This window comes from Vreelandella sp. EE27, assembly GCF_968206495.1.
The window spans coordinates 2,406,450-2,432,243 of the sequence record NZ_OZ309109.1 but is presented as its reverse complement, the minus strand read 5'-3'; the positions used below and the strand labels follow the sequence as shown (position 1 = coordinate 2,432,243).

Genomic DNA, 25,794 nt, shown 5'->3' with positions numbered 1-25,794 from the left:
TCTTTTTAACGCGAGCGCTTAAGCCAAGTTCGCTTTAAAGCCGGCCCGGTGAAGGGTCGGCTTTTTTTATTTCAGTAAAACAACATATAGTGAATAAACGTTTTAAACGTGGAATTTGTAAAAGATTTGTTAAGGTGGAGCGCTAAAGAGGAATCACATACAATGGCCGTCTATTTTACGGCGCTGCGATAGCGCACCCCACGTTTTTACATAGTAAAGTGTAGGGCAAGGGAAAGCGCCCGGTTTAATCCCCGGGCGGTAGCGTGCCTTTTTTCTGGGAATCCAAATGATCTATACCCCACGTATCCAAACGGTATCCGTGCGCTTGCTGCTCACCGCCGTTAGCCTGGCGTTGTTGAGCGGGTGTGCCACCCGTTACCCCTCGGGTAGCGAATCGCAGCTTCAGTACGCGCTGGACAACGACAGCGCCCAAACCATCAACAATGACACCATCAACGGCTTTTTGGAGCAGTCGCCCGCCGGAGGCGTCGTTAGCGCGGCCAACAGCCCTTGGGGTAACAACGTTGAGATCGTCGCCGACCAGCCGTACCTGGCGGCAAGCGGTCGGGAATGCCGACGCCTGCAAATTATAGCCACGCAAGGTGAAAACAGCCGGGCGCTGGCATGTAAAACGCCCCAAGGGTGGGTCAATCAGCGTGTCGTCACACAAACGGTAGAAGGGCGGTTGCAATGAACGTGTTTACCTTTCATAAACGCCTGAGCGTTACCAAAGCGCTCGCTGCCGTTTCGTTGAGCTGTTTGATGGCCCTCGGACCGGCCGCTCAGGCCCAAGTGTTGAGCCTGCCAGACGATACGCTCTCCAACCAGCGCAGTAGTCAGTCCACAAGCCAAAGCCAGCGTCAGGGGCAAGGCCTGGGTCAAGGGGGGCAAGCGGCCCAGGGCCAGCAGCAAGTAGAAGACGCGCCCCGTGCCGACTGGCGAAGCGGCACTTACGGCCCGTTGCCCAGTAATCAGCCCAGAAACCCGGACCTACTCCCGCCGTTTGGCTTCAACCTGTTTACCGGCGGCTTTCGCGGCGCGATAGGCGACGGCATGAATGCCGATTACCGCATCAAACCCGGTGACCAGGTCACCGTACGTGCCTGGGGGGCGATCGAGTTGGACCGTTCTTTGCCCGTGGACGCCCAAGGCAATATCTTCATCCCCGGTTCTGGCCCTATCAATGTGGAAGGCCTGAGCAGCCAGCAGGTGGATAACACCGTACGTCAGGCGATTACCTCGGTGTACCCGGATAACGTCGAAGTCTATACCAACCTGCAAGGCGTTCAGCCTGTGGCGGTGTACGTCACCGGCTACGTGGAAAACCCCGGCCGCTATGCCGGTACGCCGGATGATTCGCTTTTGTACTTTCTGGACCAGGCCGGCGGTATCGACCAGGACCTGGGCAGCTACCGTCAGCTTCGCGTGATGCGTGATGGTAGCCAGATCGCCACCGTCGACCTTTACGACTTTCTCATCAACGGCACGATCCCCCGCCCGCAGTTCCAGGACGGCGACACGATCGTGGTTGAAGAGCGTGGCCCGGCGATTGCCGTAGTGGGAGACGTACACCGCGAACTGCGCTACGAACTGACCGGCAACACCCTAAGCGGTGCGGAACTTGTCAACCTGGCGCGACTAAGAAGCGGGGTTTCTCATGTGCTGCTTCGTGGCGACCGCCCCAGCGGCCCTATTGCCCAGTACTTTCCGCTGGGGCTGTTCTCGGGCCAAACCGTACGCAGTGGCGATGAAGTCACCTTCAGCGCCGACCAGCGCAGCGAGACGATCGTGGTCGAAGTGGAAGGCAGCTACTACGGGCCTTCACGCTACGCGCTGCCGCGTAACGCGCGCCTGAGCGAGCTGCTCGATGCCATTTCCGTGCCGCAGAATCTTACCGCGGTCGACAGCGTATCGCTTCGCCGCGAAAGCGTGCGTCAGCAGCAGGAGCAGTCGCTAGAAGACAGCTTGCGCCGGTTGGAAACCACCTACCTGGGCGCCACCTCGCGCACCGATGAAGAAGCACAAATCCGCCTGCGCGAAGCCGAACTCATCGAGCGCTTTATCGAACGCGCCCGCGATCTCGAGCCCAGCGGCCGTTTGGTCGTTGCGCAAAACGGCCAAATTTCGGATATCCGCTTGCAGGATGGCGATGTCGTCACTATTCCCGAAATCAGCGACTCCGTACTCCTGAGCGGCGAGATCGTCGTACCGCAAGCCGTGGTGTATCGCCCGGGCATGAGCGTGATCGACTACGTACAAAACGCCGGCGGCTTTACCGAACGTGCGGATGAAGACCAGATTCTGCTGGTTCGCCAAAACGGCGCCGTGGAGCACGCCAGCAACTCGCCGCTACGCCCGGGTGATGAAATCCTCGTGATGCCGAAAGTGCCGGCACACAACCTGCAGCTGGTTTCCACGCTGACCCAAATGCTCTTCCAGATCGCGGTCACCACTCGTGTGGCGCTGGACCTGTAATCATGGCCGATAACCCAACGGCACGCCGCGGCGCCCGCACGCCGTGGCAGGTAACCCGCAGCGTGTGGTACGCCATGTTCATGCGCGAGGCCATCTCGCGCACCATGTCCGACCGCATGGGCTGGTTCTGGATGATTTTCGAGCCATTTGCACTAATAAGCATTATGGTGGCTATTCGCAGCTTTATTAATGGCGATCGAATGGTCATGAATGCCGATTTTATTCCCTGGATGGTTGCAGGGCTAATGGGCTTCTTTTTGGTGCGCGAAGGTATGCTGCGTGGCATGGGAGCAGTGGACGCTAATAAGGCGCTGTTCTCTTACCGCCAAGTGCAACCAGTAGACCCCGTGCTGGTGCGTAATTTTCTTGAAGGTGCCCTACGCTCATTCGTCTTTTTGCTTTTTATCGCAGGCGGACTAATGCTGGGGCTGGACTTGTATCCCGACAATGCGATCCGAGCCATGGCTGCGTGGTTTTCGCTATGGAGTTTGGGGTTAGGCCTTGGCTTGATAACGTCGGTATCCGCTTCGTTAGTGCCGGAAGTGGGGCGGATAATAAGAATGTTGTCTTTACCACTGCTAATAATCTCAGGCGTAATACTGCCCCTCAATAGCATGCCCCATTGGTTGTTGGAGTATCTGATGCTTAACCCGATTCCCCATGGAATAGAAACACTACGCTTGGGCTTTTTCGAAAACTACAAGGTAGTTCACGGTACTAGCATGCTCTACTTCTGGCTCTTCACGCTTTCGGTTACCTCTCTAGGTTTAATCATGCATTTACGCTTTATTGACCGGTTAAAGGCAAGCTAATCCATGCAAGGTTCATTTACAAAATTCGTTAAGAAATCGCCCCATTGGGCAGTTGCCGTTCTTGCCATTATCCTGGTTACTTTCTATTGGTTCTTGTGGGCACAGGAGCGTTACGTTTCCCGCGCGACGGTGGTGCTCGAAAGCCCCCAGGTTGCTACGCCGGATATCAGCTTTGCTTCATTGATGGGCGGTGGCGGTGGCGGCAATACGCACGATTTGCTATTGCTTCGCGAACACCTGTTATCGGTCGATATGCTGCGCCACTTGGACCAGGAGTTAGGCTTTCGCGAGCACTATAGCACTCACGGTGATATTTTTGCCAAGCTGTGGGATGCCAACGCTCCCATCGAAAACCTGCACGCCTATTATCAGCGTCGGGTCGAGATCGAGATGGATGAGTACGCCGGTGTGCTCAATATCGAGGTCGAAGGCTATACCCCCGAGTTTGCCCAGCAAATGACCGCCATGCTGTTGGAGGCTGGAGAAAATCATATGAACGCCATGGGTCACCGGCTAGCCCAAGAGCAGGTAGAGTTTCTCGAACAGCAAATGGTGCGTCTTGAGGAACGCTTTCGCGAAACGCGCAGCGAACTTCTAGACTTTCAAAACGAGTATGGCCTGGTATCTCCCACGGCTACGGTAGAAGGGCTTAACCAGGTCGTCTCCACGCTTGAAGGGGATTTAGCGCGCTTGCAGGCTCAGCGCGACGCTTTGGCTAGCTTCCAGAGCTCCCAATCTGCCGAGCTCAGGCAGGTCGAGCGCAATATTACCGCACTACGCGATCAGATCAGCGAGCAAAGCGAACGTCTGGCCCAGGCCGCTGGCGGCGCGCTCAACCGCGTCTCCGCCGAGTACCAAACCCTGGAACTACAAGCCCAGTTCGCCCAGGAAACCTACTCCAGCGCCCTGGCCGCCCTCGAAAACACCCGCTTGGAAGCCGCCCGTCAGCTCAAGCAGGTAAGCGTGCTGCAAAGCCCGCTACTACCGGAATACCCGGTATCGCCCAACCGGCTCTACAACAGCACGGTATTCGCCATCATCACCATCTTCCTCGCGTTCATCCTCAGCATGATCATCATGATCGTGAAGGACCACCGCGATTAGGGTTGAGTAAATAGTAAGTGGTGAATCGTAAACACGTGCATATACCGTAGCGCAGCGTAACGAGCAACAGCGAGGCACCCGCGAGGCGGCGGCTACAGCATCCTCCCACGGTCAGAAGGTAATCCTGCCACCCCCCGTAGGAGCTGGATTCATCCGGCGATGGAAGGCGCCAGCCTTCCCTTGCTAACGGCGCCCCGTTCAACAAATCGCTGGCTAAAGCCTGCTTGCTTCGAAACCACACGGTCTATAATAGATCTAAGGTTTCATAGTCTTTGCTGAGATGGAAAAATCATGAATATAAAATCGAACCCCGAAAAGCTAGTGGTTGTGCGCAAGGTGAAGAGGAAAGATCCAATGCAAGACACCCGCTCACTCATGCGGTTTGCGAGCGAATCCTCTAGTGCGGCTATTCGAAAAACCCTGGCTGCAGGCGTCTCTGTTGTATATGAACGTGATGGCTATTTAGTTGAAGAGACGCCCGACCATCAGGTCAAACAGCTTAAAAAATTAAAAGAAACACAACCTTTCAACCTTAGGGAGTATTTGTGCCAAGGTTAAGGCTAATTGCTGGCCCGAATGGCTCGGGTAAAACTACCTTGACTCAATTTTTGCTTAGTAAAAAAATACCATTGGGGCAGTATTTAAATCCTGATGACATTGCTAAGCACATTCAGCTAAATAGCGTGTTAGAAAGAACATCAACCGCAATTTCCCATGGTGATGCCTCTTCAAATCAGTTTGCCAAGGATTTTGAAGCTTATTTTGCTGCGATATCTGCCCAAGCGATTGCCATAGGCCTAAGAGAAGACTGGCTGGAATCTGGCCTCTCTCTTACCTACGAATCCGTTATGAGTCATAGTAGCCACCTAAACTTCGTAGAAAAGGCACTTGATTTAGGATTCGAACCCTATCTTTATTATATTTGCACCTCTAGCCCTGAAATTAATCAAGCGCGTGTTGCACAAAGAGTTTCTAGCGGAGGGCACGATGTCCCTCAGATAAAATAAAAAGTCGTTATCAAGCAAGTTTGTCACTTTTGTATGAAATGGTTGTGAAATGTCGAAGAGCCTACTTTTTTGATAATTCAAGTGAAAGGCATCTTCATTTTGCAGAAGCGACACCTGATGGTTTTCTGGATATCTACGAAAGCGAATTTGAAAAAATTGATTCAAGCTGGTTTGTGGAATCAGTACTTAAAAAATGGGACCGGTCTAAAGTGAGGTTTGCGCGTCCCTCATAATAAGGTGTAATAATAAATCGGGGCCATTACCCCGTGGTGCGGCATAAAGAAAGAGCGAGCAACAAACAAATGAGACACCTGCAAAGGGCAGCGAGAGCCGCTTTGATATCGCTATCATACGCCCACACGTTACAATGCTGAAAGAAAGCACGAAAAGGACCTTAATGCTCGACATCCTCCACCACGGTGGCGCCAACGGCGTTACCGGCAGCTGCCACCAGCTAATACTAAACAGTGAAAACTCGCTGCTAATAGACTGCGGCCTGTTCCAGGGCGAGGATGCCCGTGAAGATTCGTTCGAGCAGCTACAAATCGAGTTCGATATATCCACGGTACGAGCACTCATCGTTACCCACGTACATATCGACCACGTAGGGCGGCTGCCGTACCTGCTGGCGGCGGGCTTCAAAGGCCCCATTATTTGCTCGAAGCCCACTGCTAAACTGCTACCGCTGGTGATCGAAGACGCACTTAAAATAGGCTTCACCCGCGATGCCCAACTGATCGAGCGCTTCCAGGCACAGCTGGAATCCCAAATCGTAAGCGTGGCGTATGGCAAGTGGCACACGGTAGTAGCAGATGAAAACGCCAATACCCGCATAAAGCTAAAGCGGGCAGGGCATATACTGGGCTCGAGCTACGTAGAAGTAAGCCATCAAGATTTCTCCAATCAGCAGAAAGAGCGAATCGTGTTCTCCGGCGACTTGGGCGCCCCCCACGCGCCGCTGCTGTCGGCCCCCAAGTCGCCCCACCGCTGTAACCAGCTGGTACTGGAAAGCACCTACGGCAACCGCATCCACCCCAGCCGCGAAAATCGGCGTGCGGTGCTCAAAAGTGCGATCACCCAAGCGCTTAAAAACGATGGCACGGTCATGGTGCCCGCCTTCAGCATTGGCCGTACCCAAGAGCTTTTGTACGAGCTCGAAAGCATCATTTTCGAGGCGAAAAAAGATCAGTGGAAAGAGCTGGGAATCATCGTCGATTCCCCTCTCGCCGCCCGTTTCACGAAGGTGTACCGCGAGCTCAAACCCTACTGGGACGATGAAGCCCAAAAGCGCCTAAAAAGCGGGCGCCACCCGCTAAACTTCGCCAACCTCTACACGGTCGATTCACACGAAGAACACCTGCAAACCGTAGAGTACCTGGCCAAAAGCGGCAGGCCCGCCGTGGTCATCGCCGCCAGCGGAATGTGCGCAGGCGGGCGCATTATGAACTACCTAAAAGCCATGCTGGGCGATGCCCGCCATCAGGTACTGTTCGTAGGTTACCAAGGCGCCGGCACCCCTGGCCGCGCCATTCAGGAGTACGGCCCCAAGGGCGGCTGGGTGGAAATAGATGGCCAGCGTATCGACATACACGCAGGCGTTACCACCATTAGCGGCTACTCCGCCCACGCGGACCAAAAGAACCTACTCGATTTTGTAAAACGCATGCGCCGCTGGCCCCACACCATTCACCTGGTACACGGTGAACAAAACGCCCGTGCAGTGATGAAACAAAAGCTTGAAGCGCTATACGAGCGCAAAGGTAAGCAGGTGGAAGTTCGCAATGCGTCATAGTCAGCCCGTCAAGCTGACATCAAGAAGTAAATGAAAAGACCTAACGTAATACCTGACACTGTACTAGCCTAATAATTATGTCCGAGGTTTACATGAAAAAAATTGCGGTGGCAGGGACGGGCTACGTAGGTCTTTCGAATGCAATGCTGCTCTCACAGCATAATCAGGTAGTGGCAGTTGACATCATAAAAACTAAAGTCGACCAGCTCAATGCAAGGAAATCGAGCATTTTAGATGCAGAAGTCAGCGAATTTTTAAAACGTAGCGACCTCAATTTTACGGCTACCTGTGATGCTGAAAGCGCCTACAGCGAAGCTGATATCGTTATAATTGCAACACCTACTGATTATGATCCTTATACCAATACATTTAATACGCAAAGTGTAGAAGCCGTTATTCATCAGGTTATGGAGTATAACCCAAGTGCACTGATGATTATCAAGTCGACCGTACCCGTTGGTTATACTGCTGAGACATGCAAACGCTTTCAGACCGAAAATTTGATTTTTTCTCCTGAGTTTCTGCGTGAAGGTAAAGCGCTTTACGATAACCTCTATCCATCACGTATTATCGTAGGCGAACGTTCAAGAAGGGCAGAGATGTTTGCCGAGCTGCTTCAAAAAGGTGCTAATAAAAAAGACATACCTGTATTGTTAACTAACAGTACAGAAGCCGAAGCGATCAAGCTTTTTGCTAATACTTATTTGGCTATGCGTGTAGCCTATTTCAATGAACTGGATACTTACGCAGAAGCTCATGGTTTGAATGCTCTGCAAATAATCGAGGGGGTGGGGTTAGACCCTCGAATAGGCAAGCATTATAACAACCCAAGTTTTGGCTACGGTGGGTACTGCCTTCCCAAGGATACAAAGCAGTTATTGGCCAACTATCAAAGTGTGCCTAATAATTTGATCAAGGCCATTGTAGATTCTAACCGTACTCGTAAAGACTTTATAGCCGAATCAGTGCTAAAGCATAACCCTAAAGTAGTGGGTATTTATCGTCTCATCATGAAGTTTGGTTCTGACAACTTCAGGGCTAGTGCCATGCAAGGTGTCATGAAGCGGCTAAAGGCCAAGGGGGTTGAGGTCATCGTTTACGAACCCGCTCTGGAAGAAGGTTATTACTTTAATTCCAGAGTTTACAAAGACCTTTTTGCGTTTAAGCAGAAAGCCGATCTCATACTAAGTAATCGTATGGTTGACGAGTTAGATGACGTTACTCACAAAGTATACACCCGGGACTTGTTTGGTGTTGATTGAATAAAGAGAGATGTTGATAGAACTTTGTCGACCGTCAAGTCAACCTGCTTTTAAGATCGAAAATCATGATCGAAATCCGAAATCTTTTCAAGCGGTACCATAATCATCACGGCAGTGATTGGGTGCTAAAAAACATTAACGTTACGATTCCCGCGGGAGTAAGCGTTGGCTTAATCGGCGCCAACGGCGCCGGAAAGTCAACACTTTTGCGCTTGATCTCCGGCATGGACAAACCTGAACGAGGGGAAGTAATTCGTCATAGCCGTGTTTCTTGGCCAGTTGGCTTGGCAGGAGGAATGCAAAACAACATGACGGGGCGTCAAAATGCAAAATTTGTAGCTCGCGTTCAAGGTTCCTCGCCTTGGGAAGTTCAAAACGTTATAGAGTTCGTCGAAGAGTTTGCTGAAATAGGCGAAGCTTTCGATGAGCCAGTTCGAACGTACTCTTCTGGCATGCGTTCGCGCATCTCTTTTGGATTATCTCTGGCTTTCGATTTTGATATATACATTTCTGATGAGGCGACCGCCGTAGGCGACAGGGCGTTCAAGGAAAAAGCCAAAGCGCTATTTCAATCGAAAGTAGGGCAGGCTTCGCTGATCATGGTCTCTCACTCTGAAGGTATTCTAAAAGACTTGTGTACAGCAGGTATATACTTAAAAGAGGGTGGGGCAGTTTGGTATGATAAAGTAGAAGATGCAATTGCAGCTTACCATAAGGATTCTGATCAGCATAAAGTCAACATGTCTACTGAAAACAGCGCGCAAAGTGGTAATACCGCTACAAGAGATGAGACGCTGCCACAAGATATTGACGGAGCGCAGCTTCTCGTTAAGCAGTCCCGGGTTAAATTGCTAGAAGCTAAAAGGTCGTTGGAAGTAGCTAAAAGTGAAAAATTGTTGCCGCTTTACCAGCGTCAAATCGAAAAAGATATTCCACAGCGTGAACAGCAGCTAGCTCAGGCGATGAAACACTTGAACACGCTTAAATCTCAAGAAATGAACGAAACGGGTAAAACCCAGTAATTAACCAGGCAATACGATGAAACAACTGAATTTTTTAGTGACCGGTGGCGCGGGCTTTATAGGCTCAGCCGTTGTTCGTGAACTGATACAAAGCACCTCGCACCAAGTGGTGAATGTCGATAAATTGACCTACGCTGGCAACCTGGAATCTTTAGCCAGCGTTGAAAGCAGCGAACGTTACACGTTCGTGCGTGCCGATATTTGCGATGCCGGTGCAATGCAGCAGCTATTCGATACTCACAAGCCGGATGTAGTGATGCATTTGGCGGCCGAGAGCCATGTCGATCGTTCTATCGATGGTCCTGCGGAATTTATCCAGACAAACGTAGTGGGTACTGCCGTGCTGCTTGAAGCGGCACGTAGCTACTGGAACGGCCTGGACGACGAACGCCGCAAGACTTTTCGCTTTCACCATATCAGTACCGACGAAGTGTACGGTGATCTCGAGGGCACGGATGACCTCTTCACGGAAGAGACCTCTTATGCTCCCAGTTCGCCCTACTCGGCTAGCAAAGCCAGCTCGGATCACCTTGTACGCGCGTGGCAGCGTACTTACGCGCTCCCCACGTTAGTCACCAACTGCTCCAATAACTATGGGCCGTACCATTTTCCCGAAAAGCTCATACCGCTAATGATTTTGAACGCATTGGCCGGAAAACCCCTACCGGTTTACGGAGACGGACAGCAAGTTCGCGATTGGCTCTATGTCGAGGATCATGCCCGCGCGCTGATCAAGGTGGCAACAGAGGGTCAAATTGGCGAAACCTACAACATAGGCGGGCATAATGAAAAAGCCAACCTTACCGTAGTAGAAACACTTTGTGATTTGCTACAGGAGCTCGTGCCTCAACAAACGTCTTATCGTGATCTTGTTACTTTCGTTACCGACCGCCCCGGCCATGATGTTCGCTATGCAATCGACGCCAGCAAAATCGAGCGTGAGTTAGGCTGGGTACCCGAGGAGACTTTTGAATCGGGGCTACGCAAGACAGTAAAGTGGTACCTTGCAAACGAAACTTGGTGGAAGCGTGTACAAGACGGTAGCTACAAGGGGGAACGTCTCGGTAAGGGGTGGGGTGAATAAAACCGAGATCGTCGTCCGAAGCACATCCTGTTTAGCCACCATGGAAGTGCGAAAACGTGAATGCATAGAAGGATATTTGCATGGATATTTTAATCACTGGCGGCAATGGCCAGGTAGGTTTCGAGCTTCAACGTCAATTTGCCATTTTCGGTAATGTGCTTGCACCTGATCGGCAAGAGCTCGATTTGAGCGATGCCGAGTCGGTCGAGGCTTACCTGGAAAAATATCAGCCTAAATTAATACTCAACGCTGCAGCATACACGGCGGTAGATAAAGCCGAAAGCGAGCCAGAACTGGCGAAACGATTAAATGCCGAGCTGCCTGCTCAATTAGCCGCCTATGCGGCTAGCCACTCTATCCCCCTCGTACATTATTCTACTGACTATGTGTACCCGGGTAATGGCAAAGAGTCTTGGCAGGAAAGTAGCGCGACTGCGCCCTTGGGTATATATGGCCATACCAAGCTGGAAGGTGATAAAGCCGTCGAACGAAGTGGGGCTCACTACCTGATTTTCCGTACCAGTTGGGTTTACGCGGCGCGCGGCAACAATTTCATGAAGACCATGCTGCGCTTGGCTCGCGAACGTGAGGCGCTCAATATCGTCGATGACCAAGTTGGCGCTCCTACGCCCGCCCGCCTGATTGCTCAAGTGACCACCCTGGCGTACAACTCCCCTTTCCTTTGGCCTGATTCCTCGGGCGCGTTTTTTCGTATACCCAACGGCATCTATCACCTGGCTCCTCGTGGTGACACGAGCTGGTACGGTTTTGCGTGTGAGATTTTTGAACAGGCGGCCGCCGAGGGGGAACAGCTCAAGATTCAAATGGAGAAAGTCGAAGGGATCCCCACCACGGACTACCCAACTCCGGCGCAGCGCCCGCTCAACTCGCGAATGAGTCTGACTAAACTTGAGTCGGCATTAGGTGTCACACTACCTGGCTGGCAAGAACAGCTAACACTCACTCTGCAAGAGTTTTGCGAGAAGTAAGCGTGTAGGCAAAATCGAGGGCTCATTTTTGAGCCAGCCTATCACTTGACACTGCACACAGAATTTTGATGGATGATCACCACTCATGAACACTTTGTATCCCATGTCCAACCCTTCGCAGCGTAAAGGAATTATTCTTGCCGGAGGCTCGGGGACGCGTTTGCATCCTATTACTCGCGGTGTTTCCAAGCAGTTATTGCCCGTTTACGATAAGCCAATGATCTATTATCCGATCTCGGTATTAATGCTTGCCGGCATCCGCGAGATTTTAATTATTTCTACCCCCGAAGACCTACCGCAATATAAAAGCCTGCTGGGCGATGGTGAGAACTTTGGTGTTCAGTTCGAGTATGCTGAGCAGCCTAGTCCGGATGGGTTGGCCCAGGCTTTTATAATTGGCGAGGAATTCATTGGGTCCAGCCCCGTATGTCTGGTATTGGGTGACAACATATTTCATGGCCAGCACTTCTCTGAGCAGCTAAAGCGGGCAAGTGAGCAACCAGGCGGAGCAACGGTATTTGGCTATTTGGTAAAAGATCCCGAGCGATTCGGGGTGGTCGATTTTGATGAAAACGGGAAAGCGTTGAGCATCGAAGAAAAGCCCAAAAAGCCTAAATCCAGCCATGCCGTAACCGGTCTATACTTCTTCGACAACGATGTCGTTCAAATTGCCAAAGATGTTGAGCCCTCGGAGCGAGGAGAGCTTGAAATCACCAGTGTCAATAATGCCTACCTGGAGCGTGGAGATTTGCGGGTCGAGCGTTTGGGTCGCGGGTTTGCCTGGTTGGATACGGGGACGCACGATAGCCTATTGGAGGCCAGTCAGTACGTTCAAACCATCGAGCATCGCCAAGGACTGAAAATTGCCTGTCTGGAAGAGATCGCATGGCAAAATGGTTGGATTAGCGATCAGCGTCTGGCCGAGCTGGCAAAACCCTTGTCCAAAACCCAGTATGGTCAATATTTGCAGCGACTTTTAAAAGCAAAAACCAATAAATAAGTTTAAATAGTAATTTGACGCTGCATTCGATAATTTTTTTATGGCTTAATTATGCAATATGAACAGCTTACCATACCTGAAGTAGTACTCCTTACACCCAAGGTGTTTGGTGATGAACGTGGTTTCTTTATGGAAACATTCCGTCAAAGCGAGTTCGAACGATACTGTGGTAACTATCAGTTCGTACAAGACAATCATAGTAAATCCAAACAGGGCATACTGCGAGGTTTACACTACCAACATCAGCAACCTCAGGGGAAGTTGGTTCGTGTCACCCAAGGCGAGGTATTCGATGTAGCCGTGGATATGCGCAAAGGCTCCGCAACGTTTGGTCAATGGGTAGGTGCAAAATTAAGCGCTGAAAACAAGCAAATGCTTTGGGTCCCACCAGGATTTGCCCACGGCTTTTACGTAATTAGTGCCGAGGCAGAGTTTCAGTATAAATGTACGGATTACTACGCGCCTGGTGACGAGGTCTCCATTGCCTGGAATGACCCTTCGCTCGCGATCGAATGGCCCCTGGTGGCTAGCGAAGCGCCATCGCTTTCTGAAAAAGATGCTAACGGAGTCTCACTTGCGCAGGCACCCACCTTCAGCTGAGCAATGATCATATCAAGTATTACCCTTGTAACTGAATCAGCCGTACCTATTGAGTGCCGGAAAGGAAATACGAAATGACACAAACCTCGCAGCCTTCTCAGCAGAGTGAGCAGAAGGAAGTCACTGACGTAGAAGAGCACTCCAGGGATACGATTTCGGCATCACCCGAGCCTAGCGAGGCGGCCCTTGATAAAGATTTTTACCAAAAAACTTACCCGGACCTTGCCTCGTTGAGTGAGGAGTCGCTCGTCCAGCATTGGCTCGATCATGGTTATTCTGAGGGACGTTTTGGTAGTGAAGCTTATAAGGCCGAGTTCGAAAGAGGGTTAAAGCTGGATGCTGCGTTCTACCGAGAGCACTACGTAGACCTTGCAGAGCTGGATGAAGCGCAGCTTTATAACCATTGGTATACGCAGGGCTATTTAGAAGGCCGTTACGCGAACGCAGCACACCGTGCGGAGCACGAAAATGGCTTGGTGCTGGATGTGGACTATTATAGACACGCTTATGCCGATATAGCGAAAATGAGTGATAAAGAGGCACTCAGGCACTGGTATTTACATGGTTACACGGAAGGACGAAGTGGATCTCGAGCCCATGAAGCAGAGCTCCATTCAGGAATTGAGCTGGATATCGAGTACTACAAACAGGCTTACTCGGACATGGCCTTGCTGGAAGATGTAGCGGTTTCAAGGCACTGGTACCGTCATGGCTATCTGGAAGGTCGCAGTGCCTCTAAAGCACATGCCGAACTAATCACCAAGGAGCTCGACTTTGATCCTGATTTTTACCGAGCCACCTACGAAGATGCAGCGTCGCTAAGTGATCTCCGGGCGCGTCAGCACTGGTTTAGCCAAGGCTTTTTAGAAGGCCGTTTTGTTTCCAACGCTCATTACGAGATGGAAAACGAGGCTCAGGAAGAAGAATTAAGAGTTTACGAAGTAGACTTGCCGCTCTACTTACACTTATACCCGGACCTGGAAAGCCATGGCATAGAGACGCTGGATCAGGCAGAGGATCACTTCCAGCGACACGGTAAAGCTGAAGAACGCTCGGCTAATCTAGAGCAGTGGGCCGCCAAGCAGGAGCTGCCAGTAAGCGCTTTACCCGAGGCCATGACGCTCGTTGGCATTCAGAATCAGAGCCATGAACGCGGAGTTGAGCTGACCTACGCAGAGATTTTAAACGCTATAGCAGGCAAGGCGGCTTCGGCGGCGATGTTGTGTGAAACGGAGGAGGAAACCTATCAGACTTATTGCCTGCTGGCTGAAAGCCGTTTAGGTAACAACCAAAATGATGCCGCGCATAAGTTGTTGCTGTCAGCCCTTGCCTTTAAGAAGGGAAGCATGGCATTCCGGTTGCTAGGCGATAGCTACCTCCAGCAATCGCACTATAGCACAGCGCTTGCCTACTTCCGCCAAGCCTCGAGTTATAGCGATGACAGCCAACGGCTTTACGTTGGCGAGCTGACCTGTCTAGCGGCACTTCAGCGCGATGAAGAAGCCATCAGCCTGCTTCAACAAGTCATTCAACACGAGCCACGTCTTAATGAGAAGTTAGATGATCTCGCCGAAAGCTACTGGAATACTCTGCAAAGCCAGCTTTTTGCGAGTGTGGACGCCGATGAGCGCCAGCGTCTTATCCAATTAAATAACACTTATGCATATAAACTATATAACGCCTATTTTAGTACTTACAGCGATAGCCACTTAGAGCTCGAAGAGGTCGAGAATGCACTTGCCTCTCTGCCAGCGTTAGGTGACATAGATCAGCAAAAAATATTGATTGTCGGTGATTTTCATGTCCCCCAGTGCATTCGTTACCGCATTAACCAAAAAGTAGAACAGCTAGAAGCCGCGAGCAAAACCGTTACCACCCTGGACTGGCTGGATCTTGAGACTCATCATAATACCGTAGCGCTACACGACATTGTCATTTTTTACCGCGTACCCGCGGTCCCCCGAGTGATCAAAGCCATTGCTCAAGTGAATGCGGTAGGCAAGCTGAGCCTTTATGAAATAGACGATTTATTATTCGAGCCGATTTACCCGCCGCCTATCGAATCCTACGGTGGATTTGTATCGCTTGAAACTTACCGAGGTCTAGCCCATGGCATGGCACTGTTCAACAGCGCAGCCCGTCTTTGTCGCCATGGCATCGCATCGACGGAGCCTTTGTGTACAAGGCTGGCTGACTTGGTCCAGTCGAAAAAGTGCCTGCTTCATCGTAATGGACTGGATCACCTGAATCAGATCAAACAATCAGTACGCAATAACAAGTCAACGATCGATATTTTTTACGGCAGCGGAACCCAAGCGCATAACTCTGACTTTACCGACTTAGCGCTGCCGGCACTGGAGCAAATACTAACAGAACAGCCCAATACTCGGCTCGTAGTAGTAGGATACTTGAGCTTACCCGACCTGTTCTGTAAGCGCTTTGCCAGCCAGCTAGTTCAAATCCCGCCAATGGAAAACGTTCAGGGCTATTGGTCGCTACTGGAGCAAGCAGATATCAATCTGGCGGTATTGCATAGCGATGAGATAAACGACTGCAAAAGCGAACTCAAGTGGTTCGAGGCTGCCTGTTTTGGTGTTCCATCGATCGTTAGTGATACCGCTAACTATCGTGATGTCATTCAACATGGCGAAGACGCCTATATCGCCCGTAATAGCGACGAGTGGTATAGTGCGTTAAATATGTTGATCAGCAGCACCGACCACCGCCATCAGGTCGGCCAAGCAGCCATGCGGCGCGTACAAAAAGAGTACACGCTCGAGGCGCTAGGCGGCCAACTAGCCGAGCAGTTGAGTAAGCTGGTATCAGGACAGAGCGAGGGGGTTGGTTCACAGGTTAAACCCAAGCGTAAAAAAGTGGCGCTGGTCAACGTATTTTTCCCACCGCAAGCCGTAGGTGGGGCTACGCGGGTCGTAGCCGATAACTTTACAGCACTACAAAAGCACCACGCCGATGATATCGAACTATGCGTATTCACCGGGGATGCTGAGTGCCGTACGCCGCACAGGTTATCCGTTCATCACTACCAAGGGGTTCGTGTTTACAGAGCGACTACGCTTTGGCGTGTTGATATGGACTGGCACCCCTGGGATGATGAAATGTACTGGCTGTTTAGCGAGTTTTTGGCGCTGGAAAAGCCCGATGTGGTGCACTTTCACTGTGTACAGCGGTTGACCGCTTCCGTAGTGGCGGCGGCGAGAGATGCCGGCGTACCCTATATAGTAACGGCGCACGATGCCTGGTGGATTTCGGACTTCCAGTTTTTGGTGGACCACAATGATACGGTGTACCCGGAAGGCCACCCTGACCCCTTTGCACCAATTACCCTGCCACCCAGCATTTCTCTAACGGCCTCGGTCGCTCGGCGGCGAGATCTCAAGGATCTACTACAAGGCGCTCAAAAGGTGCTGACCGTTTCCCACGCCTTTGCGGATATCTACCGTAAAAACGGGGTACCCCACATCAAGGTCATTCCGAACGGTATCTCCGATGACATGCCGTGGGCGCCCAAGGATACCTCTCATACTTCCCGTGTAGTATGTGCCCACGTAGGGGGCATGGCCGCCCACAAGGGCTACTACCTGCTCAAGGAAGCAGTGATGGAAGCTCAGCCCGAAAACCTGGAGTTCATCGTGGTGGATCACGCCAAGGAAGAGGGTTACTTGGCGAAGCGGTACTGGGGTAAAGTACCAGTGACATTTATAGGACGGGTTGGTCAGCAGCGTATTGTGGATCTCTATCGTCAAATGGATGTGCTATTTGCACCTTCACTATGGCCGGAAAGCTTTGGTTTAGTTACACGTGAAGCGGCGGCTTGTGGTTGTTGGGTAATCGCCAGTAATTTAGGTGGCATCGGTGAAGATATTATTGAAGGAAAGACAGGGCATGTCATTACCCCAGACTACAGCGACTTACTCAAAGTAATAAAGAATGTCGATTCGAACCACTTCTTATATAAAGAATGTGTAGAAAATGAAAATGGTGCCAGAGCACTTGAACAAACAACTTTATTAGTGAGTGAATATAATGATTGAAAATCTTTTTTTATGCGTTGGTGCTCAAAAATCTGGTACAACTTGGTTGCACAGTCAGTTAGAAAACCATCCTGACGTTGGCTTCTCAGACGTCAAAGAAGTACATTACTTCAATACGATTCATAATGGTAGTGTTCTGTTAACTCGTCGTAAGATTGATCATTTGGAAAGGCTTGTAAAAAATAATCGAAGTGCTTTAGAAAAATATTTTACAAATTTATCACAGGGTAAAAGCGTAGATGAAGGTATTAAAAGACTTTTATCACCTGTAGACGATCAATGGTATATAGATATTTTTAAAAGAAATACAAAAAAATATGCAGCAGATTTCTCTCCAGAATATGCGTTATTGCCAAAAGCTGGTTTCGATAATATTAAAAAAGTATCAAAAAATCAAAAAATTATATTTATGATGCGTGATCCATTATCCCGTTCCAAGTCAGCAATTCAGTATTATTTTCAAATGAATGATATTCAGCCTGAATCTGTGACTGATAGTATGGTTTGGGATGTGGCAAGTAAAGATTTTATTATTAAAATGAGTCTTTATGATAAAACTATATCTTCGCTAAAGGAGAGTTTTGCGGAAAATCAATTAAAACTTATGTTTTTTGAAGATGTTATGATTGATAAACAAAGTGCAGCAAACGAGATATATGATTTTTTAAATATTGATCATGTGCCATTAGTTGAAGAGAAAGCGGAGGAAAGGGTGAATTCCTCAAAAAAAGTAGATTTCCCTGATGGCGTTGAGGATTTTTTATTGAGTAAGCTAAAGGAGACCTATTCATATATGCGAGCTAATTTTTCTAATCTTCCTGAAAGCTGGCTTAATTGATTATTATTTATGCGTATTTTAGCTAAAAGATTAATGAAAGATTTTTGTAAGGAGATAAAATGTATTCTTTCATAAGTTCTTTGAGCAAGGTTGAGACTATAAGCGATAATTTCATAAAAGATACTAAAGGTGTCTTCGGTGACATATTAAGTTGTTTGCATTACAGGGAGCTTAAAAAACTTCATTTTTTAGTTAATGATCTACTAAAAAAAGATTCCTTGTTGTTCTTACATCCGGTGTTAAAGAATGAAACATACAGTACGACCAGCAAGCAAATTGGTTTGTGTAATTTTGTTTTCTTTAAAGGGGATGATGCTGGTTCTGAATGGGTAATAGTTCAGCATTCTGATTGTGTTAATTTAATTATAACAAATGGCTATGGGGCTTTTTCACCATTTGATATATTTGATTATGTGCATTCTAAAGAAGCATATAATGAAGCACTTAAGTTCTTTAATAATGAGAAAGATTTGGGATCGTATTTTGATAGATGTAATAAACTAAAAGGTGTAATGATAAATAGTCCAAGGCCACATCACTTTTTTTACGACAAGTATCGAAATTTTTTATCACTAAAATTACCGTTAGATAAAAAGATTTTAGAAAATAAAAGTACTTTTTTAAGTGGTAAGGCTGCACATCCCAACAATGAAGTTGTTCACAAAAAAGAAAAAGAAGCCGTATTTTGGTCAGTGGCATGCCTGTCTCATAATCAACTGCTAACAGTTAGAGATGATTATGTTAAAGAGTGTACGCACGAAATGGAAGATTTTATAAAGTCATATTCTATAAGTGAGCATCCTGAAGTCTCGAGAAAAATTACACCCGTCAAATCAGTATCTATTTGGATTGGAATTACAGGTCAAAAGCGTGCGTGGGTAGAACAGGTTGAAGGTTATAGTAAAATAATAAAAATGCTTGCCTTACAGTATTCCAGAGTTGAGGTAAACATTGATGGTATGACATCGAAATATGGAGAAAAAGAAAGCTATCCAGAAGACTTAGATGTGGCCAATGAAATAATACGCTGCTGTAATAATTATAGTAATATTTTTTTTGAAATTTTAGTTGGGCTCGATTACATTGAAAAAAGTGCAATTTGCAATAATGTTAGTTGTTTTATTGCTAATGCAGGTAGTGGTTGTTTAGTTCCATTAAGATTTTCTAAAAAAGATGGTGTCGTTCACTCTAATACTAAGCTGATTAGTCATCCAGATTCTTATGGGAAAAATATAAGCTTCATTGATAAAAAATATGTTAAAGACATAGGCTCTGGTCATCCAATGCATATTAGTTATAGTATTGATTGGGAGGTTGTCTATAATGCTTTGGCAGATATCTTAGGTTGCAAAAAAATATAAATTTTTAATCATGGAGTATTTATGGTTTTTTTAGATTGTACGCTTCGCGATGGTGGTTATTACAACGCTTGGGATTTTTCAGAGAATGTTATTAATGATTATCTGGAATCGATGCAAGCTGCAGGAGTAGATGTGATAGAGCTAGGTCTTCGATCATTAAAAAATAATGGTTTTCAAGGTCCATGCGCATTTACTACTGATAATTTTATTAAAAGTCTCACAATTCCATCAGGTATAATGGTTGGCGTTATGGTTAACGCCAGCGAGTTAGTAGGTAGCGTACGCCAGCTGGAAGCATTAAAATGCTTATTTCCTAATAATGCCGCTAACTCTCCCGTAGACCTTGTGCGCATTGCTAGTCATGTTCATGAGTTTCAAGACGCGCTTCCTGCGGTTACCTGGCTAAAAGAGCGCGGCTTTAAAGTCGGTTTTAACTTAATGCAGGTAGCCGACCGGACTGAAGAAGAAGTCAAGGCGTTGGCACGTAAGGCTAGTGCTTACCCGTTGGATGCTCTCTATTTTGCTGACAGCATGGGTAGTATGACCCCTGATCAGACCGCTCAAATCATCCAGTGGATGCGTTCTGAGTGGACAGGGCCGATGGGAATCCATACTCACGACAATCTTGGCCTTGCGTTATCCAACACACTCCGTGCTTTAGATGAAGGCGTTACTTGGGTAGATTCGACTGTGACGGGGATGGGCCGTGGTCCGGGTAATGCGCGTACTGAAGAGCTTGCAATTGAACTAGCAGAACGGCGGGGCCAGAAAATCAGTATGGTGCCCCTCATGACACTATTGCGTAAGCATTTCAAACCCATGCAGCAGCACTATGGTTGGGGTACTAACCCTTATTACTATCTGGCAGGTAAATACGGGATTCATCCTACTTATATTCAAGAGATGCTAAGTGATTCCAGGTACGATGAAGAAGATATATTGGCAGTGATTGAACATTTACGCTTGGAAGGGGGCAAGAAGTTCAGCTTTAACACACTAGACTCCGCTCGGCATTTTTTCGGTGTGGAAGCCTCAGGAAGCTGGTCACCTAAAGAAAAACTTAAAGAAAAAAGTGTGTTGATACTAGGAACGGGCCCTGGTGTGGCGAAACATCGTAAGGCATTGGAAAGTTACATTAAAAACTATAAGCCGGTTGTTTTAGCTCTTAATACGCAAACGGCGATTTCAGCTGAGTTGATAGATATGCGTTTAGCGTGCCATCCGGTTCGTCTATTGGCTGACTGTGAAACGCACTCGAAATTGCCCCAGCCTTTGATAACTCCTTACTCAATGCTACCCGAGGATGTTCGAGAATCTCTTGAAGGGAAAGAGGTCTTGGATTTTGGACTCAACGTTTCATCAGGAGAGTTAGGGTTTGGCCAAGTTCATTGTACATTACCTTCTTCATTAGTAATGGCCTATGCTTTTGCGGTGGCAACGAGTGGTGAAGCCCGTGAGATACTCCTTGCTGGTTTCGATGGCTATGAAGGTGAGGACCCCCGGAACGATGAAATGAACCAAATAGTGAAGCAGTTTTTGGCTACTGACGTGGAAATGCCATTAATTGCAATTACACCTTCTCGCTACGATGTAACTAAAAAAAGCATTTATGGTATGGTTCAATGAGCGATAAAGTAACGTGTTTTTTGCCTTGCCGAGCCGGTAGTCAAAGAGTATTAAGAAAAAATATTAAGCCTTTTGCCGGTTTTGAATTTGGCTTGATTGAAGTAAAGCTTAAACAGCTTTTGTCATCGAAATTGATTGACGAAATAGTACTTACCACTAACGATGATGATATAATTGCGTTTGCTAAATCTTTAAATGAGCCAAGTATTCGTTTACACCATCGTGTTGAGGATCTTTCATCAAGTGCAACGAGTACCGATCAACTCGTTGCCCATGCACTTGAGTTGATTCCGAATGGACATATACTTTGGACACACGTAACTTCCCCTTTCATTACAGAGCAACATTACGATCAAATTATTCGTGTGTATCGTGATCAGCTTGGCTCTGGTTACGACTCTCTAATGTCTACCACTGAGATACACGCTTTTCTTTGGCAGGACAGTCATCCAATGAATTATGATAGAACGGTAGAGAAATGGCCTCGTACACAAACAATAAAACCAGTTCATGAAGTTAATAGCGGTGTCTTTCTAGCATCCACAGAAATATATGATCGAATTAATGATCGTATCGGGGAAAAACCTTATCTATATAGTTTGGATAAGTTTACAAGTTATGATATTGACTGGCCAGAAGATTTTCAAATAGCTGAGTGTATGGCTGAAAAGGGCTTGGCAGATTTATGAGCATGAAATATAACTTGTCTAAATATGAGTGTATGCTGTTTGACTGCGATGGAGTAATATTAAATTCCAATCGCGTAAAAACAGACGCATTCTATAAAACTGCTTTACCCTATGGTGAAATTGCCGCGTCACGGCTCGTAGATTACCACGTTAATAATGGTGGAATATCCCGTTACAAGAAGTTTGCCTATTTTTTAGAGGGCATCGCAGTGGGGCAATCTGGGCCCGGTCTTGATGAACTTTTGGATAGCTATGCCTCAAGGGTGCGTGACGGTTTAATGCAGTGTGAAATAGCACCTGGGCTTGAAGTTTTAAAGCAGAAGGCACGTAATGCTCGCTGGTTAATCGTTTCCGGTGGTGATCAGTCTGAGCTTCGCGAAGTGTTTGCTGCTCGAGGGCTGGATATACTGTTTGAAGGTGGTATTTTTGGTAGTCCGGATACAAAAGATACTATACTAGAAAGAGAGCTGGCTTCCGGAAACATTACGACCCCCGCGTTATTTCTCGGCGATAGTAAATACGATTATCAGGCAGCCAACGCAGCAGGCCTTGACTTCGTTTTTATGTCTAGCTGGAGCGAGGTCGAGGGGTGGAAAGGGTGGTGTGAGTCTTTGAATTTACATGTTTGCTCATCAATGAACGAGCTTTACTGATTCAGTGAACGTATTTTTAATGTAGTTGGCATTTCGCCATTGGGTGATTTTTTGTTTTTTATGGTGGATTAATGCAGCCAATATATTTTGTACATATACCCAAGACGGCGGGTACCAGTTTTCGCAAAGCATGTGAAGCTTTTTTTGGCCTACGCCATGTTGCTTACGACTATGCTGATGACTCGGATGAAACATCTTCATTCGTAACCGATATTATTTATGGTAATGGAGATCGACTCGATTTTTTTGCACATATTCAAAATAACGAGACGAAGTTTTTTAGCGGCCATGTCCATGCGGATAAGTATTTGCATCTTTTCGGCGTTAACAATACGGTCGTTTTTTTGCGCGACCCCATTCAGCGGGTCTATTCAGAGTATCAGCACTTCGTTCGTCACAATGATTACCAAGGCGACTTTAGGTCCTTTTATACCCAGCCACGCTATATCGATCGTCAGTCCAGGCTTCTACAAGGCGCGCCGATAGAAGCACTGGGCTTTATAGGGCTTACGGAAGATTATGCAAATAGCCTTGAACAGTTAAACGATAATTACAATATCGATATTCGCCCAGTGGAACTTAACCGAGGTCGCTCGAAAAAGAAGGTTTCTTACGATTTTAGCGACGGTGTGGTTAAAGAATTAATGGAGCTCAATAAGACTGATTTTATTCTTTATAATTCGGCTAAAGAGCTTTTTGAAACCCGCTTGTCGCTATTCAAAAAAGGGTTGCCCTACGTTCATGGTGCTGTTCAGGATGCCAATAAGCAAATGATAAGAGGCTGGGCGTGGTTTGCCAAAGACCGAAAACCTGTCGATATTGACGTATGGATCAACGGAAATCAGGATGGTCAAGTTCTTGCAAAAGATATGCGACCTGGGCTTTTACGGCTCGCCCCGCCTCGACTGGGGTATATAGGTTTTCATCACGCATTTTCGAAACCTCTGGCGACCGGTGATTATGTGGAGTGTTCGGTATCCGAAACGGGCCAAGTGATCGGCCACTATACGGCGTAAATGCAGGATGCATCGCCGTTCCAGAAAAGTGGTGATACACTTTTTTTCGATTTGTGCTTTATGGATAAAGGGTAAGTAACTTTGTTAGTGAAAAATCTTCGCGTAACACCGCAAAGCGGCTTACGCCCACTGCTCGAGGAAGAGGGTAGCCACTTTGAGTGGTTGGCAACGGATGCCGATCCTCAATTTCTAATTACCAGCGGCCTCCCTTTGCCGGGTTGGCAAATGCTCGAAGTGGCGATCGACTACAGCCAAGCTATTGCCGCCGTTAAACTCTATTTTGACTTCGGCAACGGGTTTGATGAGGACTCCAGCATTTACCTGCCCTTGAAGCTGAGCCGTGTAACCAAGCGGTTGTTCTGGATGCCAACAGGCGTTAATGCGATACGCTTCGACCCACTCGAGTCAGAGGGGCAGTTCACCATTCGACATTTGCGCTGCGTATGGTTAACGCCTTGGTTTGCCCACGATCGGTTGGCGCATCGGCTTGTTTCCATGCATCATGAGTGGCGCGGGGTGAGTAAGGCATCTGTTTTACCTACACTTAAAAATAAAGCGCAAGTAAAAAAACGCCACTGGCGCGAGCTGGCGCTGGCGGAGTATAACGCCACGTTTGAGCGTGTCTGTGTGACGCGTAGTTACTCGGATTGGTTAGCCGACCAACCCACCCCGAGTACAGGTGATATGGCGGCTGAAGCGGCATCGCTTACCTCTACGCCGCTAATCTCCGTGGTTATGCCGGTCTATAACCCGAATCTCGAGCACTTCAAAAGCTGTATTGATTCCGTTATCGGTCAAGCTTATCCGCACTGGCAGCTTTGTATTGCGGATGATGCCTCGACTGACCCCGCTATTGCCGCAACGTTGGATGACTACATAGAGAAAGATAGCCGCATCAAGGTCGTGATCCGAGAATCCAACGGCCATATTTGTGCGGCCAGCAACTCGGCATTGGCGCTGGCAGAAGGCGAATTTGTAGCGCTACTGGATCATGATGACTTGCTGGCACCTGAAGCATTACTGGAAATAGCCAAAGCGTTACAGGCTAACCCCGGTGCTGGGCTGCTTTATAGTGATGAAGACAAACTGGGAGACAGTGGCGAGCGCTTTGACCCGCATTTCAAACCTCGTTGGAATCCAGATCTACTGCTAGCACAGAACTACATTTCTCATCTTGGTGTGTATCGTACCAGCCTGTTGCGCGAAGTAGGGTGCTTTCGTGAAGGCTTCGAAGGTAGCCAGGATCACGACCTGGTGTTGCGCGTCACGGCCAGGCTTTCTCATAAGCAGATTATTCACATTCCTAAGGTGTTGTATCACTGGCGGGCAGCGCTGGGCTCGACCGCGATGAATAGCGGCGAAAAGGATTATACCTCAGAGGCGGGGTTAAGGGCCGTTAATGCTTACTTAACCGAGATGAATACGGGCGCTGTGGCCGAGCATGGTCAGTTTGCCAATACCTATCGCGTGCGTTGGCCTTTACCGGCTTCTGAGCCCCTCGTTAGCTTATTGATTCCTACCAAAGACCGTGTCGAAATATTAAAGCCCTGTGTTGATGCCATTTTGGAGCGTACGGATTACCGCCATTTTGAGTTGCTGATTCTCGATAATGGAAGCACGTGTGAAGAAACCTTGCGCTATATGCGTGAGGTAGAAAGCCGCGATGCCCGTGTGCGCGTACTTCACTGGCCCGAGCCTTTTAACTATTCGGCGATCAATAACTTTGGTGCGGCGCATGCCAAGGGTGAGATTATTGGGCTGGTCAATAACGATATTGAGCCTATTAACGATGACTGGCTAACCGAGATGGTTGTTCAGGTATGCCGGACTGAAATAGGTTGTGTAGGCGCTAAACTTTACTATCCCAACGACACGGTACAGCATGCGGGCGTTATTTTGGGTATTGGCGGTGTCGCCGGGCACGCGCATAAATACTTTACGCGTAATGCAATTGGTTATTTTACTCGGTTACATTTGGCGCAGAGACTCTCGGCAGTAACGGCGGCCTGCCTGCTCGTTCGCAGATCGGTTTATGAACAGGTCGAGGGTTTGAATGAGCAAGAGCTTACCGTCGCTTTCAACGATGTCGATTTTTGTCTTAAGGTGCGCGAGGCGGGCTATCGTAATCTTTGGACGCCTCATGCCGAGCTTTACCACCATGAGTCCATCTCTCGCGGGGCGGAAAACAACGCTAAAAAGCGCTCGCGTGCGTCTAAAGAGGTTGCCTATATGCGCGAGCGATGGGGCGAGCAGCTCGACAATGACCCCGCCTATAATCCTAACCTCACGCTGATTCATGAAGACTTTTCATTGAGGTAATCAAAAAGGCCCTTTAGAGGGCCTTTTTTGTATCTAAATATTCGCTTTGTCGGGTTATCCCCGGTTAAAGGCTCAACCCCCTTTGGGCGGAGG

The 25,794-nt window shown here is 48.3% G+C and carries 21 protein-coding genes; all 21 read left to right on the top strand.

Features of this window, described 5'->3' with window-relative positions; genetic code table 11:
• The first annotated feature begins 286 nt into the window (after positions 1-286).
• The 21 genes from ACWHVV_RS11575 (at position 287) to ACWHVV_RS11475 (ending at position 25,701) form a co-directional block, all read left to right on the top strand.
• On the top strand, positions 287-694 hold the full coding sequence (locus tag ACWHVV_RS11575; RefSeq protein WP_447926377.1) for a DVU3141 family protein: 408 nt from the start codon (positions 287-289) through the stop codon (positions 692-694).
• Entirely contained in the window at positions 691-2,475 is a 1,785-nt protein-coding gene (locus ACWHVV_RS11570) for a polysaccharide biosynthesis/export family protein (RefSeq protein ID WP_447926376.1), read from the top strand. Before ACWHVV_RS11575 ends, ACWHVV_RS11570 begins: the two co-directional genes overlap by 4 nt.
• Positions 2,476-2,477: 2 nt before the next feature.
• The gene (locus tag ACWHVV_RS11565) at positions 2,478-3,287 is read left to right on the top strand and encodes an ABC transporter permease (protein ID WP_447926375.1); all 810 of its coding nucleotides are present in this window, start codon (positions 2,478-2,480) and stop codon (positions 3,285-3,287) included.
• Positions 3,288-3,290: 3 nt separating this feature from the next.
• Positions 3,291-4,391, top strand: a complete 1,101-nt coding sequence (locus ACWHVV_RS11560; protein ID WP_447926374.1) for a chain-length determining protein — start codon at positions 3,291-3,293, stop codon at positions 4,389-4,391.
• Between the two features lie 291 nt (positions 4,392-4,682).
• Positions 4,683-4,949, top strand: coding sequence for a hypothetical protein (locus tag ACWHVV_RS11555; RefSeq protein WP_447926373.1), 267 nt, complete (start codon positions 4,683-4,685; stop codon positions 4,947-4,949).
• A complete protein-coding gene (locus ACWHVV_RS11550) occupies positions 4,937-5,398 on the top strand; it encodes a zeta toxin family protein (protein WP_447926372.1) in 462 nt (153 codons plus the stop codon). Before ACWHVV_RS11555 ends, ACWHVV_RS11550 begins: the two co-directional genes overlap by 13 nt.
• A 397-nt stretch (positions 5,399-5,795) precedes the next feature.
• The gene (locus ACWHVV_RS11545) at positions 5,796-7,190 is read left to right on the top strand and encodes an MBL fold metallo-hydrolase (protein WP_447926371.1); all 1,395 of its coding nucleotides are present in this window, start codon (positions 5,796-5,798) and stop codon (positions 7,188-7,190) included.
• A gap of 92 nt (positions 7,191-7,282) precedes the next feature.
• On the top strand, positions 7,283-8,452 hold the full coding sequence (locus ACWHVV_RS11540; protein ID WP_447926370.1) for a nucleotide sugar dehydrogenase: 1,170 nt from the start codon (positions 7,283-7,285) through the stop codon (positions 8,450-8,452).
• Between the two features lie 65 nt (positions 8,453-8,517).
• A complete protein-coding gene (locus ACWHVV_RS11535) occupies positions 8,518-9,474 on the top strand; it encodes an ABC transporter ATP-binding protein (protein WP_447926369.1) in 957 nt (318 codons plus the stop codon).
• Positions 9,475-9,490: 16 nt separating this feature from the next.
• Entirely contained in the window at positions 9,491-10,558 is a 1,068-nt protein-coding gene (gene rfbB, locus ACWHVV_RS11530; protein ID WP_447926368.1) for a dTDP-glucose 4,6-dehydratase, read from the top strand.
• Between the two features lie 80 nt (positions 10,559-10,638).
• The gene (gene rfbD, locus ACWHVV_RS11525) at positions 10,639-11,547 is read left to right on the top strand and encodes a dTDP-4-dehydrorhamnose reductase (protein WP_447926367.1); all 909 of its coding nucleotides are present in this window, start codon (positions 10,639-10,641) and stop codon (positions 11,545-11,547) included.
• Positions 11,548-11,632: 85 nt separating this feature from the next.
• Positions 11,633-12,547, top strand: coding sequence for a glucose-1-phosphate thymidylyltransferase RfbA (gene rfbA / locus ACWHVV_RS11520; RefSeq protein WP_447926366.1), 915 nt, complete (start codon positions 11,633-11,635; stop codon positions 12,545-12,547).
• Between the two features lie 51 nt (positions 12,548-12,598).
• Positions 12,599-13,147: a dTDP-4-dehydrorhamnose 3,5-epimerase gene (gene rfbC / locus ACWHVV_RS11515; protein WP_447926365.1), complete on the top strand. Its 549-nt coding sequence runs from the start codon at positions 12,599-12,601 to the stop codon at positions 13,145-13,147.
• Positions 13,148-13,221: 74 nt separating this feature from the next.
• Positions 13,222-17,199, top strand: a complete 3,978-nt coding sequence (locus tag ACWHVV_RS11510; protein ID WP_447926364.1) for a glycosyltransferase — start codon at positions 13,222-13,224, stop codon at positions 17,197-17,199.
• Complete coding sequence (locus tag ACWHVV_RS11505; protein ID WP_447926363.1) at positions 17,192-18,037, top strand: sulfotransferase domain-containing protein; 846 nt, start codon at positions 17,192-17,194, stop codon at positions 18,035-18,037. The genes ACWHVV_RS11510 and ACWHVV_RS11505 overlap by 8 nt, the downstream gene beginning before the upstream one ends.
• A 59-nt stretch (positions 18,038-18,096) precedes the next feature.
• Positions 18,097-19,398 carry a hypothetical protein gene (locus tag ACWHVV_RS11500; RefSeq protein ID WP_447926362.1) on the top strand — a complete coding sequence of 434 codons (1,302 nt, stop codon included), beginning with the start codon at positions 18,097-18,099 and terminating at the stop codon, positions 19,396-19,398.
• A 21-nt stretch (positions 19,399-19,419) separates the two neighbouring features.
• Positions 19,420-21,024: an aldolase catalytic domain-containing protein gene (locus ACWHVV_RS11495; protein ID WP_447926361.1), complete on the top strand. Its 1,605-nt coding sequence runs from the start codon at positions 19,420-19,422 to the stop codon at positions 21,022-21,024.
• Positions 21,021-21,713: an acylneuraminate cytidylyltransferase family protein gene (locus ACWHVV_RS11490; protein ID WP_447926360.1), complete on the top strand. Its 693-nt coding sequence runs from the start codon at positions 21,021-21,023 to the stop codon at positions 21,711-21,713. The genes ACWHVV_RS11495 and ACWHVV_RS11490 overlap by 4 nt, the downstream gene beginning before the upstream one ends.
• Positions 21,710-22,366: an HAD family hydrolase gene (locus tag ACWHVV_RS11485; RefSeq protein ID WP_447926359.1), complete on the top strand. Its 657-nt coding sequence runs from the start codon at positions 21,710-21,712 to the stop codon at positions 22,364-22,366. Before ACWHVV_RS11490 ends, ACWHVV_RS11485 begins: the two co-directional genes overlap by 4 nt.
• A gap of 71 nt (positions 22,367-22,437) precedes the next feature.
• Positions 22,438-23,382 (top strand): sulfotransferase family 2 domain-containing protein, encoded by a 945-nt coding sequence (locus ACWHVV_RS11480; RefSeq protein ID WP_447926358.1) that lies wholly within the window; start codon positions 22,438-22,440, stop codon positions 23,380-23,382.
• A gap of 87 nt (positions 23,383-23,469) precedes the next feature.
• On the top strand, positions 23,470-25,701 hold the full coding sequence (locus ACWHVV_RS11475) for a glycosyltransferase family 2 protein (protein ID WP_447926357.1): 2,232 nt from the start codon (positions 23,470-23,472) through the stop codon (positions 25,699-25,701).
• Positions 25,702-25,794: the final 93 nt, after the last annotated feature.